General features: G+C 56.7%; 17 protein-coding genes. 6 read left to right on the top strand and 11 right to left on the bottom strand.

All coding sequences use genetic code 11. The annotated features are described in order from the left end of the window. Positions 1-292: 292 nt before the first annotated feature. From MTX78_RS15625 to MTX78_RS15615, 3 genes are all read left to right on the top strand, one after another. The gene (locus MTX78_RS15625; protein WP_243796132.1) at positions 293-1,717 is read left to right on the top strand and encodes an ATP-dependent DNA helicase; all 1,425 of its coding nucleotides are present in this window, start codon (positions 293-295) and stop codon (positions 1,715-1,717) included. Positions 1,718-1,858: 141 nt separating this feature from the next. Next, positions 1,859-2,521, top strand: a complete 663-nt coding sequence (locus MTX78_RS15620; RefSeq protein ID WP_243796131.1) for a DUF4136 domain-containing protein — start codon at positions 1,859-1,861, stop codon at positions 2,519-2,521. A 208-nt stretch (positions 2,522-2,729) separates the two neighbouring features. Further along, entirely contained in the window at positions 2,730-3,251 is a 522-nt protein-coding gene (locus MTX78_RS15615; protein ID WP_243796130.1) for a DUF1573 domain-containing protein, read from the top strand. A 93-nt stretch (positions 3,252-3,344) separates the two neighbouring features. Here MTX78_RS15615 and MTX78_RS15610 read toward each other — a convergent pair whose 3' ends face one another. The 5 genes from MTX78_RS15610 to MTX78_RS15590 all read right to left on the bottom strand — a co-directional run bounded on the left by MTX78_RS15610 (position 3,345) and on the right by MTX78_RS15590 (position 7,643). Further along, complete coding sequence (locus tag MTX78_RS15610; RefSeq protein ID WP_243796129.1) at positions 3,345-3,722, bottom strand: DUF423 domain-containing protein; 378 nt, start codon at positions 3,720-3,722, stop codon at positions 3,345-3,347. Between the two features lie 102 nt (positions 3,723-3,824). Then, a complete protein-coding gene (locus MTX78_RS15605; RefSeq protein ID WP_243796128.1) occupies positions 3,825-4,493 on the bottom strand; it encodes a YggS family pyridoxal phosphate-dependent enzyme in 669 nt (222 codons plus the stop codon). Between the two features lie 105 nt (positions 4,494-4,598). Then, positions 4,599-5,645 carry a vWA domain-containing protein gene (locus tag MTX78_RS15600; protein ID WP_243796127.1) on the bottom strand — a complete coding sequence of 349 codons (1,047 nt, stop codon included), beginning with the start codon at positions 5,643-5,645 and terminating at the stop codon, positions 4,599-4,601. A gap of 104 nt (positions 5,646-5,749) precedes the next feature. Then, positions 5,750-6,808: a hypothetical protein gene (locus tag MTX78_RS15595; protein ID WP_243796126.1), complete on the bottom strand. Its 1,059-nt coding sequence runs from the start codon at positions 6,806-6,808 to the stop codon at positions 5,750-5,752. Continuing rightward, positions 6,741-7,643: a DUF58 domain-containing protein gene (locus MTX78_RS15590; protein ID WP_243796125.1), complete on the bottom strand. Its 903-nt coding sequence runs from the start codon at positions 7,641-7,643 to the stop codon at positions 6,741-6,743. Before MTX78_RS15590 ends, MTX78_RS15595 begins: the two co-directional genes overlap by 68 nt. Before the next feature lie 90 nt (positions 7,644-7,733). On the opposite strand from MTX78_RS15590, the gene MTX78_RS15585 reads away from it, so the two are divergent. Further along, on the top strand, positions 7,734-8,105 hold the full coding sequence (locus MTX78_RS15585) for a DUF4296 domain-containing protein (protein WP_243796124.1): 372 nt from the start codon (positions 7,734-7,736) through the stop codon (positions 8,103-8,105). A gap of 69 nt (positions 8,106-8,174) precedes the next feature. Here MTX78_RS15585 and MTX78_RS15580 read toward each other — a convergent pair whose 3' ends face one another. The 6 genes from MTX78_RS15580 to egtB all read right to left on the bottom strand — a co-directional run bounded on the left by MTX78_RS15580 (position 8,175) and on the right by egtB (position 14,479). Further along, positions 8,175-8,516 carry a tRNA-binding protein gene (locus tag MTX78_RS15580; RefSeq protein WP_243796123.1) on the bottom strand — a complete coding sequence of 114 codons (342 nt, stop codon included), beginning with the start codon at positions 8,514-8,516 and terminating at the stop codon, positions 8,175-8,177. Positions 8,517-8,581: 65 nt separating this feature from the next. Further along, a complete protein-coding gene (locus MTX78_RS15575) occupies positions 8,582-9,139 on the bottom strand; it encodes a DUF922 domain-containing protein (RefSeq protein WP_243796122.1) in 558 nt (185 codons plus the stop codon). Between the two features lie 139 nt (positions 9,140-9,278). Beyond that, positions 9,279-10,646, bottom strand: coding sequence for an MATE family efflux transporter (locus MTX78_RS15570; protein WP_243796121.1), 1,368 nt, complete (start codon positions 10,644-10,646; stop codon positions 9,279-9,281). A 96-nt stretch (positions 10,647-10,742) separates the two neighbouring features. Continuing rightward, positions 10,743-11,831, bottom strand: a complete 1,089-nt coding sequence (locus MTX78_RS15565; protein WP_243796120.1) for a pyridoxal phosphate-dependent aminotransferase — start codon at positions 11,829-11,831, stop codon at positions 10,743-10,745. A gap of 234 nt (positions 11,832-12,065) precedes the next feature. Next, positions 12,066-13,094 (bottom strand): L-histidine N(alpha)-methyltransferase, encoded by a 1,029-nt coding sequence (egtD, locus tag MTX78_RS15560; protein ID WP_243796119.1) that lies wholly within the window; start codon positions 13,092-13,094, stop codon positions 12,066-12,068. A gap of 86 nt (positions 13,095-13,180) precedes the next feature. Beyond that, entirely contained in the window at positions 13,181-14,479 is a 1,299-nt protein-coding gene (egtB, locus tag MTX78_RS15555; protein ID WP_243796118.1) for an ergothioneine biosynthesis protein EgtB, read from the bottom strand. 274 nt (positions 14,480-14,753) lie between these two features. Here egtB and MTX78_RS15550 point away from each other — a divergent pair, with 274 nt between their 5' ends. Both MTX78_RS15550 and MTX78_RS15545 read left to right on the top strand, forming a co-directional pair. Next, on the top strand, positions 14,754-15,005 hold the full coding sequence (locus tag MTX78_RS15550) for a KGG domain-containing protein (RefSeq protein WP_243796117.1): 252 nt from the start codon (positions 14,754-14,756) through the stop codon (positions 15,003-15,005). Between the two features lie 228 nt (positions 15,006-15,233). Continuing rightward, entirely contained in the window at positions 15,234-16,322 is a 1,089-nt protein-coding gene (locus MTX78_RS15545; RefSeq protein ID WP_243796116.1) for an o-succinylbenzoate synthase, read from the top strand. Positions 16,323-16,456: the final 134 nt, after the last annotated feature.

Below are 16,456 nucleotides of genomic sequence, written 5' to 3'. Positions count from 1 at the left end.
TGATCATTGTGTTTGTGTAGCTGCGTGGTATTTGTGGAGTGACTTGAGCGTCGGAACCACTGATACGCCTTTCAATGGAAACACACACGCTCCAACGCGTGTGCGTGCATTCGATTTGCTTTGTGCGAACCATGGTCCGTGGCTTGCTACTAAGCCCGCGTGGAAGGTGCAGGAGCGGAAGGTACTAGAGCACACAGTCGGGATGTAACATAACTATGTGTGTTGGTCGAACGGAAATCCTGTGCCATCGGGGACCTGAAACGGGTGTAGCTTTGTTACCAGACAATACGCTATGCTTTCTCTCCGTACCCCCTCCGTCCGCGACCATTTTCCTTACGAGCCAACTCAAGACCAGGCCACGCTTTTTCAAAAGCTGGATGTGTTTCTGAAAGATGATCTGCCTGGCCGCAAAGCATTTGTGCTACGCGGCTATGCTGGTACCGGTAAAACCACCGTAGTCAGTGCCCTAGTGCAGTGGCTGCACAAGCTGGGCCGCAAGTACGTGCTGATGGCGCCCACCGGCCGCGCGGCCAAAGTAATGAGCGCCTACGCAGGCGTGGCAGCCAGCACCATCCACAAGAAAATCTACCGCCAAACCAGCGGCTCGCCTAGCCAGAGCCTTTCGTTTCAGCGTCAGCCCAACCGTGCCCAAGACACGCTCTTCATCGTGGATGAGGCCTCGATGATTTCCGACGAAAAGGCCTTCGGAGAACATGGCTTGCTCGATGACTTAATGAACTACGTGTTCGAGAAGACTTCGAACCGGCTGCTGCTCATCGGCGACACCGCCCAGCTGCCGCCAGTAGGCCAGCTGCTCAGCCCTGCCCTCGACCCCGAACTGCTGCGCCACCGTTTCCGGGCCACCGTGGATGGCGTGGAGTTGCGCCAGGTAATGCGCCAGGCCGAAGCGTCGGGTATCCTAATGAATGCTACGGTGCTGCGCGAAGAACTGCGCCAGGAAGAGCCTAACATCCAGTTTGTAACGCGTGGCTACCCTGACCTGTTTCAGATGGGCGGCGACAAGCTGGAAGACGGCTTGCGCTGGGCCTACAAAAACTTCGGGCACGAGAATACCACCATCATTTGCCGCTCCAATAAGAACGCCAATCAGTATAACCAGATGATTCGGCGGGTGCTGTTCGAGGCGGAGGACGAAATAGAGTCGGGCGACTATCTGATGGTGGTGCGCAACAACTATTTCTGGCTGCCCAAAGATTCGGAAATGGGCTTCCTAGCCAACGGTGACTTTGTGCAGGTGGTAAAAATCATCCGGCGTACTGAGGAGTTTGGCTTTCGGTTCGCCGATGCCCGCGTGCGGCTCGTGGACTACCCCGACGAGCCGGATATGGAAATCAAGCTGCTGCTGGATACCCTGCATACCGAAAGCCCCGCCTTGCCCGCCGACCGAAGCAAAGAGCTGTACGAAGCCGTAGGCAAAGACTACGACCACTTAACCACCAAACGTGACAAAAGTGCCGCTCTGCGTAAAGACCCTTTCCTGAACGCGTTGCAAGTGAAATTTGCCTACGCCCTCACCTGCCACAAAGCGCAGGGCGGACAGTGGCAAGCGGTATTCGTGGATCATGGTTTCCTGAAGGAAGATATGGTGAACTCGGAATTTGCGCGCTGGCTGTACACGGCTGTCACGCGGGCATCGGAAAAGCTGTTCTTGCTGAATTTCAATCAGAAGCTACTAGCCGAGAAGCCGGAGGTCTAGAAGCGCCCCGTTTGGGGTGGCAGGAGCAGCATTAGGAGAGAAGAGATGAATATTCGTTTGGCACGATATTAGTTTAGCGCCATCTAAGCCAGGCTATGTAAGCTGGCGATGTTCTTTCCATTTATCCCTTCCTTCCTTTCCATGAAAAAACTAGTATTCGCCCTGCTCCTGACCGTGATGGTTGCCTTCGCTTCAGCAGCTCAAACACGGGAAATCTACACCAACAACAACTTCCGCACACTGGCGCAAAGCCACAAGATGTTAGCCATTATGCCTTTCGCAGTGAAGCTGCAACTGCGCCCGAAGGAGGTAGAGAAAAATGGCGGCGCAGAAGGAGTGGCCAAACTGGAAGAGCGTGAAGGACTCGACGTGCAACAAGCGCTGCATTCTTACTTCCTAAAACAGAAAGAGTCCAATGATCTGACGGTGGAAGTGCAAGACCCCGCCCGCACCAACGCGTTGCTGGCTCAGGCTGGCCTCACGGCTAGTCAACTCGCCACCAAAACGCCTGAGCAACTGGCGCAGCTGTTAGGTGTGGATGGTATCATTTCGGGCAGCTTTTCCAGCACTCAGCCCATGTCGAACGGAGCAGCTGTTGCCATGAACTTGGTGGTAGGCATGAGCGCACCAACCAACACCGGTAAGCTGGTAATCAACATCCACGACGGTAAAGCGGGTGAGCTGCTCTGGAAGTATGACAAGAGCCTCTCCAGAGGCTTTGGCAGCGACACCAACACCATCGTAACGACGATCATGCGCAAGGCATCCCGTCAGTTTCCATATTCCAAAGAATTCAAAGGTTAAGCTTCCCGTTAGTCTTTTTGAAATGCCCCAGAGCAGGTATTTGCCTGATTTGGGGCATTTTAAATGATAGACCCGGAACAAAGGATGCGCGCATATATGTCTATCTTCCTGGTAGCTTAGCAGTATATAGAAAACTGGCACTCAACTTGCCACGCCCGCCAAAACGACTAATTTTGTTTTCCTCAACATATTAACGCAGCACCACCTCATGAAAAAAGCATTCGTACTTGCCCTGTCGCTGGCCTGCGCTGGCTTTGCCGCCCAGGCCCAGACGGCCGCCGTTAAGCCTGCTAATGCCCAGGTGAAGCCGGCTGGCCCACAAATCCAGTTCGATGAAATGAAGTACGACTTCGGTACCGCCAAGCAAGGTGAAGTGGTAAAGCACGTCTTCAAATTCAAGAACGTTGGTACGCAGCCGTTGGTGATTTCCAATATCGGTGTAAGCTGCGGCTGCACCACGCCTGAGTGGACCAAAGAACCCGTAATGCCTGGTAAAACTGGCTCTATCACTGCCAACTTCAACACGGCCGGTAAAATGGGCATGCAAAACAAAGTCCTAACCGTTGAGTCGAATTCCGCCGCTGGCAACGCTATGGTGTCGGTAGTAGGAGAAGTGAAGGAAAACGCTGCGCCCACAGTTAGCGCAGAAAAAACCGAATCGGCCGCTGCGGGCGAGAAGACCAAAATGAAGATGGACGACAGCAAGATGAAAGCCAAGAAGAAGTCGTAAGCTTCCTTCTAGTCAAGACAAAAAAAAGAGCGGCTTCCAAGCCGCTCTTTTTTTGTCTTGACTATTCCTGCTGTCCAAAGGCAGCAGGGTAGGTTATACCTGCCGGGCTGCGAGCAACAGGGTAATCCAGCCGGCAATGAGCAGCAGGCCACCAATAGGAGCCACGGCGCCTAACTTGGTGATACCCGTGAAGCACAACAGGTAAAGCGAGCCGCTGAACAGGAGCATACCACCCAACCACAACCAGGCGGTAGTGCTGAGCAGCCGCAGCTCCGGACGAGCGTGCAATAGAATGCCAACCGCCAGCAAGCCCAAGGCATGATAAAACTGATACCGAACAGCAGTTTCGAAGGTGTCGAAACGTCCGGAGGCCTCCAGCATGGGACGCAGGCCGTGCGCGCCAAATGCCCCAATGCCTACGCCTAGGGCGCCGAGCAAGGCGGCAAGCTGCAATATGATTCGTGCAGTCATAAATGGAAAAGTGAATAAGTAAACGGATGTTTGAAAAGAGCAAGAAGCCGTTAGCCGGACCAACTAAGTCAGCTATCAGCTACCTCTGTAACAAAGCAACCATTAGTTTCTGCTGCCAAAAATAGCGCTGCCCACGCGGATGAGCGTGCTACCCTCCGCAATAGCCAACTGGTAATCGGAGCTCATGCCCATGGAAATTTCTCGGAAGGTCTCATTGTCAGAGAAGTAACGCGCTTTTAATTCATGGAAGTAGCCACGCAATTCGCTGAACTCACGTCGTAAGTGTGCCTCATCAGAAGTATTGGTAGCAATGGCCATTACCCCGCTCAAGCGCACGTGTTGTAAGGCCTTGAAGGCATCGGATTGCAGAATTGTTTCCGCCTCGGCAAATGAAAGCCCGGTTTTCGTGTCCTCGGCGGCAATATGGAACTGCAGCAAGCCGTGGATGATGCGGTTGTGCTTAGCGGCCTGCTTCTCCATCTCCAGCAGCAGCTTCAAACTGTCTACGCTCTGGATGGTGTGCACGAATGGCGCGATGTACTTGACCTTGTTGGTTTGCAGATGTCCAATCAGGTGCCACTCAATATCGGTGGGTAACTCGGGCTGCTTGGCAGCCATTTCCTGCACCTTGTTTTCGCCAAAAAGCCGGGCGCCGGCAGCATAGGCCTCTTGAAGCCGCTCTACGGAGTGCGTTTTCGTAACTGTAACCAAGCGGCAGGTGGTGCCGGCTAGTTGACTCTCAAAGAAGTGGATGTTGTCGGATATGGACATGAAGAAGTGAACGTCGTGCGGAGCTTGTTGGAGACATCTCGCTGATGTAGCATTTGCCGCGCTTGGGGCTCCGCGTAAGCTGTAGTAAAGGGGAGGGTATCTCTATTAGTCCTCTAGGGCATTGGTGAGGAAGGTGTTTTTCAGGCCTAGCCAAAGCAGCCATAGGCCCACACACCAAAACAAATAGATTCGGTAATAGTCCCGGGTGTTGCGGAAACGGGTCTGCTTGATTTCCGATTTTTCGTAACGGTTGATGCGCTTGAAAACCTGACGTAGCGCGGCGTTGTCAGTGGCCCGAAAAAACTGGCCTTCGCCCGCCGCCGCAATTTCGCGCATGGTGGTTTCATCGAGGCGGGTGTTCACGTAATTGGTGCGGCCCAAGCCATCAGTACCGAAGGGAACTACGCCATCCTGACCCAGCCCAATGGTGTAGATTTTCATGCCGTAGGCGTGCGCCAGCCTGGCGGCCGTCAGCGGGTCGAGGCTACCGGCCGTATTTTCGCCGTCGGAGAGCAGAATGCACACGCGGGTGCGGCTGCGTGAGTCGCGTAGGCGGTTGGTTGCCACGCCCAAGGCGGTGCCAATGGCGGTGCCGTCGTTGGCAATCATGCCCAGCTTCAAGCCATCAATACTTTCGCGCAGCAACTCGTAATCGGTGGTGAGGGGGGCAAGGGAATAGGCATCACCGGCAAAAACCACCAACCCAAGCCGGTCGCCTGAGCGGCCATCCACAAACTCGTGGGCCATGCGCTTCGCAGCCTCTAGGCGGTTCGGGCGCAAGTCGCCCAACTCCATTGACCCTGACACGTCAAGGACCAGCACAATGTCAATGCCTTCACCTGATTGCACTACCCGCTCATCCGTGCGCTGCGGTCGGGCCAACGCCACAATGCCAAACGCCATGCTTAAAGCCAGCACAACGTCGGGGATAAAGCGGAGCACCGCGGTCCAGTCGCGGCGTACCTGGCCGTGCACAAACGCCACGCCCAACTTGCTGCGCCGGCGATATACCAGCAGCCAGCGGCCTAGGAACAGCAGTGGAATTCCGGCAATTAAAAACAACAGCCGCGGCATTTCCCAGGCATAGCTAGCCAGCGTGGCATAGCGCAAGCTATCCACCATCTGACCGAGAAACTGTTGCCAAAGCTGCATGCAGGAGGAGTACTTAAAGGAAGCGAGAAAGTGTGACGGATTCGGGCAATGAAGCTTGGTAGTATGACTGGTGGGGCCAACGCTTTCCTACACGTGCCGTCGCTTCAACTGGCAATTCTGGTTAGTTCCAGCTCGAACCGTCGCTGGGCAAAATCCCGAAGCAGATCGAACGCCAAGTCAGTTTCGGTTTCATCCTCGTTGAATTGATTGCCATAGATAACGCGGTCGGCCAGGCGTAGTGCCAAGCTTACATCGGCATCGTTCTGGTAGTGGGCCACAATTTCGCGGGTGGTGAGGCTATTAATAACATTGTTTTCGAGGGTCGTGAGGTAATTTTTCCAAAGGGTAATAGCCCGTTCCATGTTGGTGAGCGAACGGCTAAGCGTGAACCGCTCGACGTGCCGGGCATATTGGGCCAGGAAATAAACGTGGTTTTTGCGCAACTTATATAGTTGATACCGACGCCGCCAGCGTCGGCCAAAGCCAACGGCCACGCCGCCAAGCATCAGCACCACTACACCCGAGCCCAGCAGCCAGTACGGATAATTGAAAGTGGGTTCCACGGGCAGCAGCGTGGTATTCTGGCGTAATACGGGCACCGCCCCGGCCACAAGGGGCGGCACCACCCGTTCCAACCGAACGTTGGTGGGGGTGGTGGGCACTGTTAGCGTGTCGCGGCCACGCAAGATGGTGACGGGCAGCGTAAGCCGCTGCACCGAGTCCAGGGCGAAGGTGCGCAAGTGATACACCGTTTCGTCGAGGCTGCGGCCCCGGCGCGTGCGGGTAGGGCGGTAGGTTTTGCCCACAAACTCGAAGGGGGCGTAGCTAGCCGTGGAATCGGGGAAGATGACGTTCAACTCCGGCGCGTGGCTGTAACTCAACTCGAAGTCTATGATTTCGCCGACTCGTACGGTGGGCTGCAAAAATCGGCCGCGTGGAAGAGAGGCCGTAGAGTCTTGCCCAGAAGCAGCGGTGGGCGTCACAAGCAAAAGCAGCAACCCCATAATGCCGCCACACAGAAGCTCGCGCACCCACAGCCGAGACGGAGAGGAAGCCCGTAATCGGCTGCCCGATACCCTAGTAAAGCGGACGGCCTTATCCACGGCCTGCTCGCAAGTTGCGCCGCCGAAACAGCCGGATAAGCTGCGGTACGTAGTCGGCATCGGTGGCAATGGAAAGGTACTCGGTGCGGTGCCGACGGCAGATTTGGCCGATTTGAGACAGGTTCTGTTCGTAGGTGGCGCGGTAGCGGGCCCGGAAACTAGCCGATGAGGTGTTGGTCCAGACTGTGCGCCCCGATTCTTGGTCGTAAAGCGGCACAATGCCTAGGGGCGGAAACTCCCGTTCGCGCTTGTCGAGCAACTGTACTACCACCAAGTCGTGTTTGCGGGCCAGCATCGTGAGTTCACGCTCGTATGCGGAGTCAATGAAGTCGGAAATCAAGAGAATGATACTGCGCCGTTTCAGTAGCCCCAACGCCTGTTTGATACCAGCTCCCACGGCTGTTTGTCTCGACTTCGGCTCTAGGTTGAACAACTGCTTGATGAGGGCGTAGGCATGGCGCACACCTTTGCCGGGGGGCATATACAGCTCTTTTTGGTCGGAAAAAGCCAGAATACCGAGCTGTGCATCCTGCCGTGCGGCGGCCAGAGCCAGAATGCCGCAAATTTCGCGGCCTACGTCCAGCTTGCGGCGGTTGGCAGCACCTACCTGCTGTGAGCCGCTTACGTCGAAGAGGAGCAATACTTGCTGCTCACGCTCTTCCTTGTAGGTTTTGATGAACGTGCCGTGTCCTTTGCTGGACACCGCCCAGTCGATGGCTCGCACCTCGTCGCCGTACTGATAGAGGCGAACATCGTCAAATTCGAGGCCAGTTCCCTTAAAGACGGAATGAAAATTGCCTTGCAATTGCGCATCCACTGCCTTCAGCATCCGGATTTCCACCTGCCGAAGCTTCCGCACGAGCAACTGAAAAGGAGTGGGAGTGGGGGCATTCATATCAGCTAAACTACGTGAATCATGCCAGTGTTGGCATTCGTAAGAAAGAGAAAGCTAGCAGTAACCCTAGAGAAATTGTATTTTTGCGCCGTGAAAAACCTGCTTCTTCGTGCTTATTCGTTCAGGATCAGCCTACTGCTGGTCGGGGTGTTGTTCGGCTGCCAACGCGCCGATGATACGCCGCCACCGCAGCCACTTATGCCGCGTGAGAAGTTGGTGAGCGTATTGGCTGACTTGCACATGCTTGAAGCGCAGGTGGAAAACGCTCGGCTTTCCCCAGATTCGGCCCGTGCTTTGTACTTACAGCAGCAGAAGGGAATATTCTGGCGCCGGGAAGTGACGGACTCTTTGTTTCAGCAGAGCTACCGGTACTACGCCAGCCACGGCAAAGACCTCGACGACATCTACGGCATTGTGCTGGATACGCTGGCCATGCGCCAAACCAAACTGGCCCCCAAGTAGAGCCAAATAACAGAGTGCGTATTCAACGCATGCAACCTAGAGTGCTGTATGCCCTGTGTGCCGGCTACCTTACACCAAGCGGCTGCCATTAGGAACCGGACCTGCCAACGCCGCCAGCACTATATCACCTTGGGCATCGGCGGCACCCGTCACTAGTACCTCCGACATGAACTTGCCGATTTGCTTGGGAGGGAAGTTGACCACGCACAACACTTGTCGTCCGAGCAGGTCGGCGGGCAAATAGTGGCGCGTAATCTGGGCGCTCGACCGTTTTATGCCTATTTCGGGGCCAAGGTCAATGAGCAATTGATAAGCCGGTCTGCGCGCCTCCGGAAATTCCCGTGCTTCCAGAATAGTGCCTACGCGTAAGTCAACTCGCTCGAAATCAGCCCAGGTGATGGTAGAAGACATAAGAAACTACTAGAGTGGCTAATACGTGGTGCAGCGCAGCCCCGAAGTAATGCGCTATACTGATGTTACAAAGCAAAAGCGTTCAGTTGCGTGAGGCGCACTTGTACTTGCTCTTCCCAATATTTTTGCTTCACGGCGTTGAGGCCATGGTTGGTTTCCTGGTCGTAGCGGCCTTCCTCGCGCTGCCACGTGGCAAAAGCCGCTTTGGTGAGGTTATTGAAAGCGGGGTTGAGGTGTTGGCAATTCAACTTCACCAAGCTAAGCTTCTGGCGCAACATGCGGGCGTGCAGCTCGGTGATATCGAAGTGCAATTGCTCGTGGCGTAGAAGGGCAGGAGTGGCCTTGGCCGCATCGCGCACCCACGACTCCTGCGGAATAAAAACGGCTCGTACGGTGGACCGGAACACAAAGTCGGTGCAACCGACTTGAACGTCAATAGTGCCGGAAGTAAGCGCGGCTAGCCGGTCAACGGCCATCGGCCTGCTCTTGAAGTCGGCCCAGGTGAGCGGCCTTTGCGCCGACCAGTCGATTAGTTCTTTAGCGGGAGCTGGTTTAGGAGTCGTTTGAACTGGGTTCTGCAGCGTTTGCGCAAGCAGAAATAGGAGAAACGAGAAAAATGTCATTTTCAAAGATAAACGAAGAAGGCTGATACAGGAGCAAAGGCTTTCCTGCTACACCAACCGGCAGCGCCTTGTTCCCTTGAGCTGCGCTAAAACGCTGACAATAGCTGAACTGGTGTGGTAGAGCGCACCCGGCAGCCGCTTAGTGGCTAGCTAGTACAGCAGGCGGTGGGACGGACACGGCGCTATGCTGCCGGAAGCGCCACAGGAGCACGCCCGCTACCAGCGTGAGGCCGAGCAGCAAGCCCAACCAAACGCCAATGTTGCCCATTTTCAGCCCGAAGCCCAAGCCATAGCCCAGCGGTAGAGCCACCACCCAGTACGCCAGCAGGGCCACTACCGACGGCACTTTCACGTCTTCAAGGCCCCGCAAGGCCCCTAGCCCTACCACTTGCAGCCCATCCGACACCTGGAAAGCTGCCGCTATCAGCAGCAGGGTAGCGGCCTGCGCCACTACGGTGGGGTCGTGGTTGTAGAAGTGGGGTACGAAGTGACGGGTAGCTACCAGCAGCAGCCCCATAGAAGACATAAACAAGAAAGCCAACAGATACGCTGCCAAGCCCGCTTGGCGTGCGCCATAGGCGTCGCCTACTCCGCGCAAATTGCCGACCCGAATGGTGGCCGCCGCCGCAATACCGCTGGCGGCCATGTAGGTTACAGACGCGACGTTGATAGCAATTTGATGCGCTGCCAAAGCCGTGGCGCCCACCCAGCCAATCATAATAGCCGAGAAACTGAAGGCCCCCATTTCAAACATCATCTGCACTCCAATAGGTGAGCCCAACCCAATTAGCCGGCGCAACGTGGCCTTGTCGGGGCGAAGCCAGGAGTGCACGGCCTCCCGATACGGCTGCAAGCGGGCTGCTCGTAGCACGTAGGCCCCCATGAGTACAGCCATTAGGATACGGGCAATAAGAGTAGCCCAGGCCGAGCCCATCATGCCCAGGGCTGGGGCCCCAAAATGCCCGAAGATAAAGGTGTAGCACAAGCCCGCGTTGATCAGGTTGGCCAGTATCGACAAGTACATGGCTTGCCGGGTCAGGCCCAGGCCCTCGGCGAACTGTTTGAATCCCTGAAATACCATCAGCGGCAGCAACGACAAAAACAGCACGCGCACCCAAGGAGCAGCCAAGCGCACCACTTCGGCGGGTTGGCGCAAATGCCCAAGTAGGGGGGCAATCAGCAGCCCGGCTGCGCCCAGCACAATGCCTGCCAAAGCGCACAGCCAAACGCCAGTGCTCAGGAGGCGTCCAAGTTGCCGCACGTCGCGCTGCCCATCGGCGGCAGCCACCAGCGGCGTGATACCCATAGATAGGCCGAGCCCTAGCACCATTACCACCGTATTCACGCTCACACCCAAACTAACAGCGGCCAGCGGAACCTTGCCCGTCTGGCCCACCATCACGGAGTCGCAGACGTTAACCAGTACGTGCCCCAGCTGGCTGAGTACAACCGGATAAGCCAATAAGAGGGTGGGTTTGAGGTGGGGGCGGAGGGCGGTAAGCGACATAACACAAGGCAAAAGAACGCCACAAAGGTAGCCCCCTCCCGGCGAGCAATTAGCGTTGCTACCGTGAAGTTTCGGGTTGTTGCCGGAACCCGTGCGCTACTGAAGAACGGTAGCGAGCTTGCTGAGGGCCTCCCGCAATTCCGTTACCGGTACTGCATACGACAAACGCGCGAAGCCCGGGGCTCCGCAGGTACTTCCGTCTAATACACCTACCCCCGCAGCTTGCAGCCGTGCCACCACCTGAGCTGATGCCTCAACAGGCGCTAGGTGGGGCGCCATGAAGGCGCGCAAATCAGGAAAGGCGTAGTAAGTGCCACCCGGAAGATGCGGCAGGGCTCCTGGGAGTGAGGAAAGAAAATCGAGAAGGCGCTGCCGGTTAGCAAGCAGCTGTTGCCGCAGCGTAGCCGTGATGGTGGCTTTGGACTCGGTGGCTACTTGGGCTGCCAGCTGGCTGGGAACAGCTACGGCACCACCAGTAGCGAACTGCTGAAGTGCGCACGCTCGTGCTATGGTCGGGGGCGCCACGAGGTAGCCGGTGTTCCAGCCAATCAAGGCCAACGACTTCGAGAAGCCATTCACCACGAGGTGCTGGTTGTGGGGGTCAGGGAAGGAGAGCAGCGTAGGTACGGGCACGGGCTCGAAACACATGCCGTCGTAGATTTCATCGGCCAGCACGAACAGCTGCGGATGCTGGCGCGTGACGGTCAGCAACGCTTCCACCTCGGAGCGTTGGTAGATGCGGCCGGTTGGGTTGTTGGGGTTGGTGAAAAGGAAGAGCCGCGTGCGAGGGGTGAGAGCCGCTTGTAGAACCTCCGCAGACAAGCTATAGCCATCGGCGGCGTGCAGCGGCAACTCACGGACGGTGCCGCCCGCTCGTTCGATTAGCTCCCAGAAGCCAAACCAATTCGGAGTAGGGAGCAGCACTTCGTCGCCGGGGCGAAGCACTGCTCGGAGCAAAGCAAATAAGGCTGCTTTGGTACCGGGCGTAACGACCACGTTGGCTGGCGTTACGGGCGGGCCTTCCGGATGCTGGTAGGTGGCTGCTATGGCCTCCCGCAGCGCTGGCAGCCCTTCCACCGGACTAACCGGAAAGCGGCCCGCATGCAGCAGGTGTGCTACCTGAGAAATAACTTCGGGTGGTGGCAGGAAGTTGCCATATCCAGAGGCAAGGCTGATCAGTGGCATGAAGCAAAGGCAAGAGAGGTAGAGGCCAAAAAGGTAGGTAAAGTAGCTGCCCTTTCACAAAAAGCGCAAGGCTTCACTATCCACCAAGCTTGCCAGCCACCTACTCCGCCAGTATCCGTACTATGCCTCCCGAAGTACTGTGGGGAGTAGGTGCAGACAAGGTTCTCCGGCCTTTAGCAGGGTATGCCGAACACAACGACTTACCCAGGTTAACCCAAAGTAAAGCGCACGTTATCAGGCAGGACGCAGCACTACATCGGCAAAATACTCTTGCTCGTCAGTGAAAAGCTCCGTGACGGTGAGCCCGGCTTCGGCCGCTATTGCTCTTATCTGAGGAGCCGTGAACTTGTAGGAATTCTCGGTATGAATGGTTTCCCATGCAGCGAAGTGGAACACTTGGTTGAGGGCCGCTATGTGTACCACCTGGGCACGGGTACTCACCAAGAACGAGCGGACAGTGCCAGCCAACGGGTCATAGTCCGTGTAGTGCTGCCAATGGGCCAAGTCGAAATCTGCGCGTAGCTCTCGGTTGAACCGCGCCAGCAGGTTCAGGTTGAAGGCCGCTGTTACGCCCTGCGCATCGTCGTAAGCGGCCCGGATGATGCGCGGGTCTTTTTGGAGGTCGAAGCCAATCAGCAACCGGTCGTTGGGGCTCAGCGGCTCCGCCAGCGTACGCAAAAACGCCAGTCGGTCGCTAGGTAAGAAGTTGCCGATGTTCGAGCCCAAAAACAGCACCACTTTGCGGCCCGTCCGAGCCGCCATCAGGCGCAGAGCGGCCGAGTAGTCCGCCACAATCGGCTCCACGCGCAACGCGGGCAACTCGTCGCGCAAGCTTGCCGATAAGCCATCTAGAGCTGCGCCGGAAATATCAACGGGCACGTACGTGAAGTCGGCGTTGGTTTCCAGAAGGTACCGCAGCAGGATCTTGGTTTTCAATCCGTCACCGGCGCCTAGCTCAAGCAGAAAAAACGGTTCCTGGGTATTGGTGGGGCGCAGGGCCGCGGACAGCGCGGCTTGGTGTTGGGTCAGGAGCTGAAACTCGGTACGAGTGGGGTAGTACTCGGGCAAGGCCATAATCTGCTGAAACAGCCGGCTACCCTCGTCGTCGTAGAAATACATCGACGACAACGTTTTCTGCGGACGGCGCAGGCCATCGGCCACGTGCTTCTTAAGCGTTTCCAGTTCCTGGTTTTCAGTTTCTGCTTGTTGCTCAGCAGCAACATCAAGAGGGGCGGAGAGAGAGGAAGCGGAAGACAAGGACATTAGATAATACGCAAACAATGTGCACAATGAAAAAATAGGGGCGGATAGCACTACGTAGTACTACCTAGTGCCATCCACCCAAAACCTTAGCGAGCCAGCCGGATACCCGTGAACTGCCAGCGCTTGTCAGCGTGGAAAAAGTTGCGGTACGTAAGCCGGATATGGCTGGCGGGCGTAGCGCACGAGCCACCACGCAGCACCAACTGGTTGACCATAAACTTGCCGTTGTACTCGCCTAGCGCGCCCGGTGCCCGGTTGTAGCCAGGGTAGGGGTGATATGCTGAATACGTCCATTCCCAGGCATCGCCGAGCAACTGGTGGCAGTGGGTTGGGTCAGCGTCGGGCGGAAGGGGCTGGGGGTCTAGAAGGTTGCTTTCCAGGAAGGTGCCGGCAGTTGAAGTAGCTTGAAAATGCCGAGCTGCCACTTCCCATTCCTGCTCTGTCAGTAGCCGTGCACCGGCCCACGTAGCGTAGGCTTGCGCCTCATAAAAGCTGATGTGCGTGACAGGTGCCGCAGGATGTACGGATTGCAAGCCGTGATGCGTAAAGCGGTGCCACTGTCCTTGTTTTTCAACCCAGTACAGCGGCGCTTCCCAGCCCATACTTTGAACCAACTCCCAGCCTTCACCCAACCAGTAGCGGAAATCTTGGTAGCCACCGGCCGCTATAAATTCCTGATACTCGCTGTTAGTAACCAGCCGGTTTTGAATTTCGAAATCGGTGGTTAGTACCTCGTGTGGGTTCAGTTCGTTGTCGAAGCAAAAGCCAGTGCCTTCGTACCCAATGCGCGAAATGCCACCGGGCACGGGCAGCCAAGCCGCAGGAGGCGCGGGCGTACGAGCGGGCGCGGCCGGAGCAGGTTGATAGGCAGGCGCCAACGGGCTGGTACTCAAGATGTACTTTATGTCGGTGGCGAGTAGCTCTTGGTGCTGCTGCTCGTGTTGTAAGCCCAGCTCGAATACCTCGTGAAAGGCGGGTGGCAGCGTGTCAGCCAGGGCCAAGAGCTGCGGCATGTGCTCGTCGATGTGGGCCCGATAGGCGTACACGTCGGCTAGTGCGGGGCGCGAAATGGTGCCTCGGTCGGCGCGGTTTACGCGGGAACCCAGCGAATTATAGTACGAATTGAACAGAAACGCGTAGTCGGGGTGATACACGCTGTAGCCGGGTAAGTATTCCTTCAGCAGAAATGTTTCCCAAAACCAAGTGACGTGGGCCAGATGCCATTTCGGCGGGCTCACATCGAGCATGGGCTGCACCACAGTGTCCTCAGGGAGTAGGGGGGCACACAAAGTGGCGGTGCGGTTGCGCACTTCTTGAAAACGAAGTGCCAGGGAGGATGGCTCGGCCACAACGGGCAAAGCAACGGAGAGAGAAGACAAGGACATGGCAGGTAAGGAAAAGAAGCTGCTTGCCAAGTAACTACATTTCTTCGGTTCAGGTTTTGTGTCGGGTCGGCGCTTACCTACTGTTGAGTCCGCAAGCTCCTCCGTATTTGCCGCAGGTACGGTCGTGTATATCGCGCAAGCTCCTCCGTAGAAAGCGGTATTTTGACCCCCTTACCCCAATTCTTATTGGATTTAGCTAGTCCTGAAACGAGTAGCTGCGTTTCTTGCTTACAGAAATCAACACGAAGTATTTCCTTTCCACAATCATACCGCTATGCAGAACAATCTCCCATCTACGCCAGTATCCCGCCCTGCTGCTAAGGCCAAGGCGGCTACCACCGACTCCAAAGCGAAGCGTCCTCGTGGCTTTGCTGCCATGGACCCAGAGCAGCAGCGCCGCATCGCCAGCGAAGGTGGTCGGGCTTCGCACGAAAGTGGCCGTGGCCACCGCTTCACCGCCGAAGAGGCCCGCGCAGCCGGCCGCAAAGGTGGCCAAGCAACCCGCAAACCTTCGGCAAAAGCATAGGTTTACGCTGTAACAAAGCAGGCCTGCTTCCAACCAGGTTTTCTGCCTACTATGAAAAGCTACTCCCGGACTTGTTCTGGGAGTAGCTTTTTTTTGGCAAAAGTCTCAGTGCTTCCTAGGCATTACGTACTATCCGCAACGGCTTCCGTTGGTATGTAACTCCTCGGTTTGTGCCCTCATCCTGCACCAAACTAGGCGGTTTGTTGGAAACCGCCGTATTATCACGCCATGCTTCAGCTTCGCTATTCACAGCGCGTTCTGCGCTTCAATTTTCCCGCCCGTACTTCCCGCGGGGCCCTTACCGAGCATGTAGCCTGGTATCTGCACCTTACGGATAGCCAGCAGCCCCATCTTGTCGGGTTGGGAGAGGCCGCGCCGCTGGCTGGTCTCAGCCCCGACTACCGCCCCGATTTCGAGGCCCATCTAGCTGCGCTGTGTACGGCGTTCAACCGCGCCCAATTCAAGGCGGACGTTGGTGTAGAGGATGTGCTGGCGCTTATCGGGCCGGAGTGGCCAGCCTTGCGCTTCGGACTCGAAACCGCACTGCTCGACCTACACCACGGGGCCCAACGCCAGCTTTTCGACAACCCTTTCAGCCGCGGCGAGGCGGGAGTGCCCATCAACGGGCTGGTATGGATGGGCGACGCTTCCTTCATGCGGGAGCAGATTCGGAAGAAGCTGGAAGAGGGCTATTCGTGCCTGAAATTGAAAATAGGAAGCCTAGACTTTGCCACTGAACTGCAATTACTGGCCGAAATCAGGGCCGAAGCTGGTCCTGCTGAACTCACCTTGCGCGTAGATGCCAATGGTGCCTTTTCCTCCACTGAGGCGTTGTCCAAGCTAGAGCAACTGGCGCGTTTTCAACTGCATTCCATCGAGCAGCCATTGGCAGCCGGCCAGTGGGCGGCCATGGCCGAAGTGTGCCGCCATTCGCCGGTACCCGTTGCCCTCGATGAGGAGTTGATTGGCGTTACTGACCCTGGCCTGCAAGAAGCGTTGCTGGAGGAAATAGCGCCTGCTTATATCATTTTGAAGCCCACGCTGGTAGGGGGCATGGCTGCTGCAGCCACCTGGTGGCAACTGGCCGAAGACTGGGGCATCAGCTGGTGGCTGACTTCGGCGCTGGAATCCAATACTGCCTTGAACGCCATCAGCCAGCTAGCCGGCGAGTATGCTCTCCCCAATTTTCCGCAAGGCTTGGGCACCGGACAACTGTATCACAACAACCTGGCTGCCCCACTCCGCATCGAGGCCGGGCAGCTCCACTACGACCCGCGCGGCTCCTGGGAACTGCCAATGCTCGAGCAGTACGTATAAACCGCAGGCTTAGGAACCAGGCTACAAGTAGCATGTGTTGGTTACCACAAGATAAGGAGTGGTTGGAGGCGCGACTGTGCGCGCTGCCGCTGTTCGGCCACGCAACCCACAGGAAGCAAACAGGCTTCCTGTGT

Source organism: Hymenobacter tibetensis, from assembly GCF_022827545.1.
In the GTDB taxonomy this organism is placed as follows: Bacteria; Bacteroidota; Bacteroidia; order Cytophagales; family Hymenobacteraceae; genus Hymenobacter; species Hymenobacter tibetensis.
The sequence above is the reverse complement of the archived record's forward strand: the minus strand, read 5'-3'. Positions and strand labels throughout refer to the sequence as shown.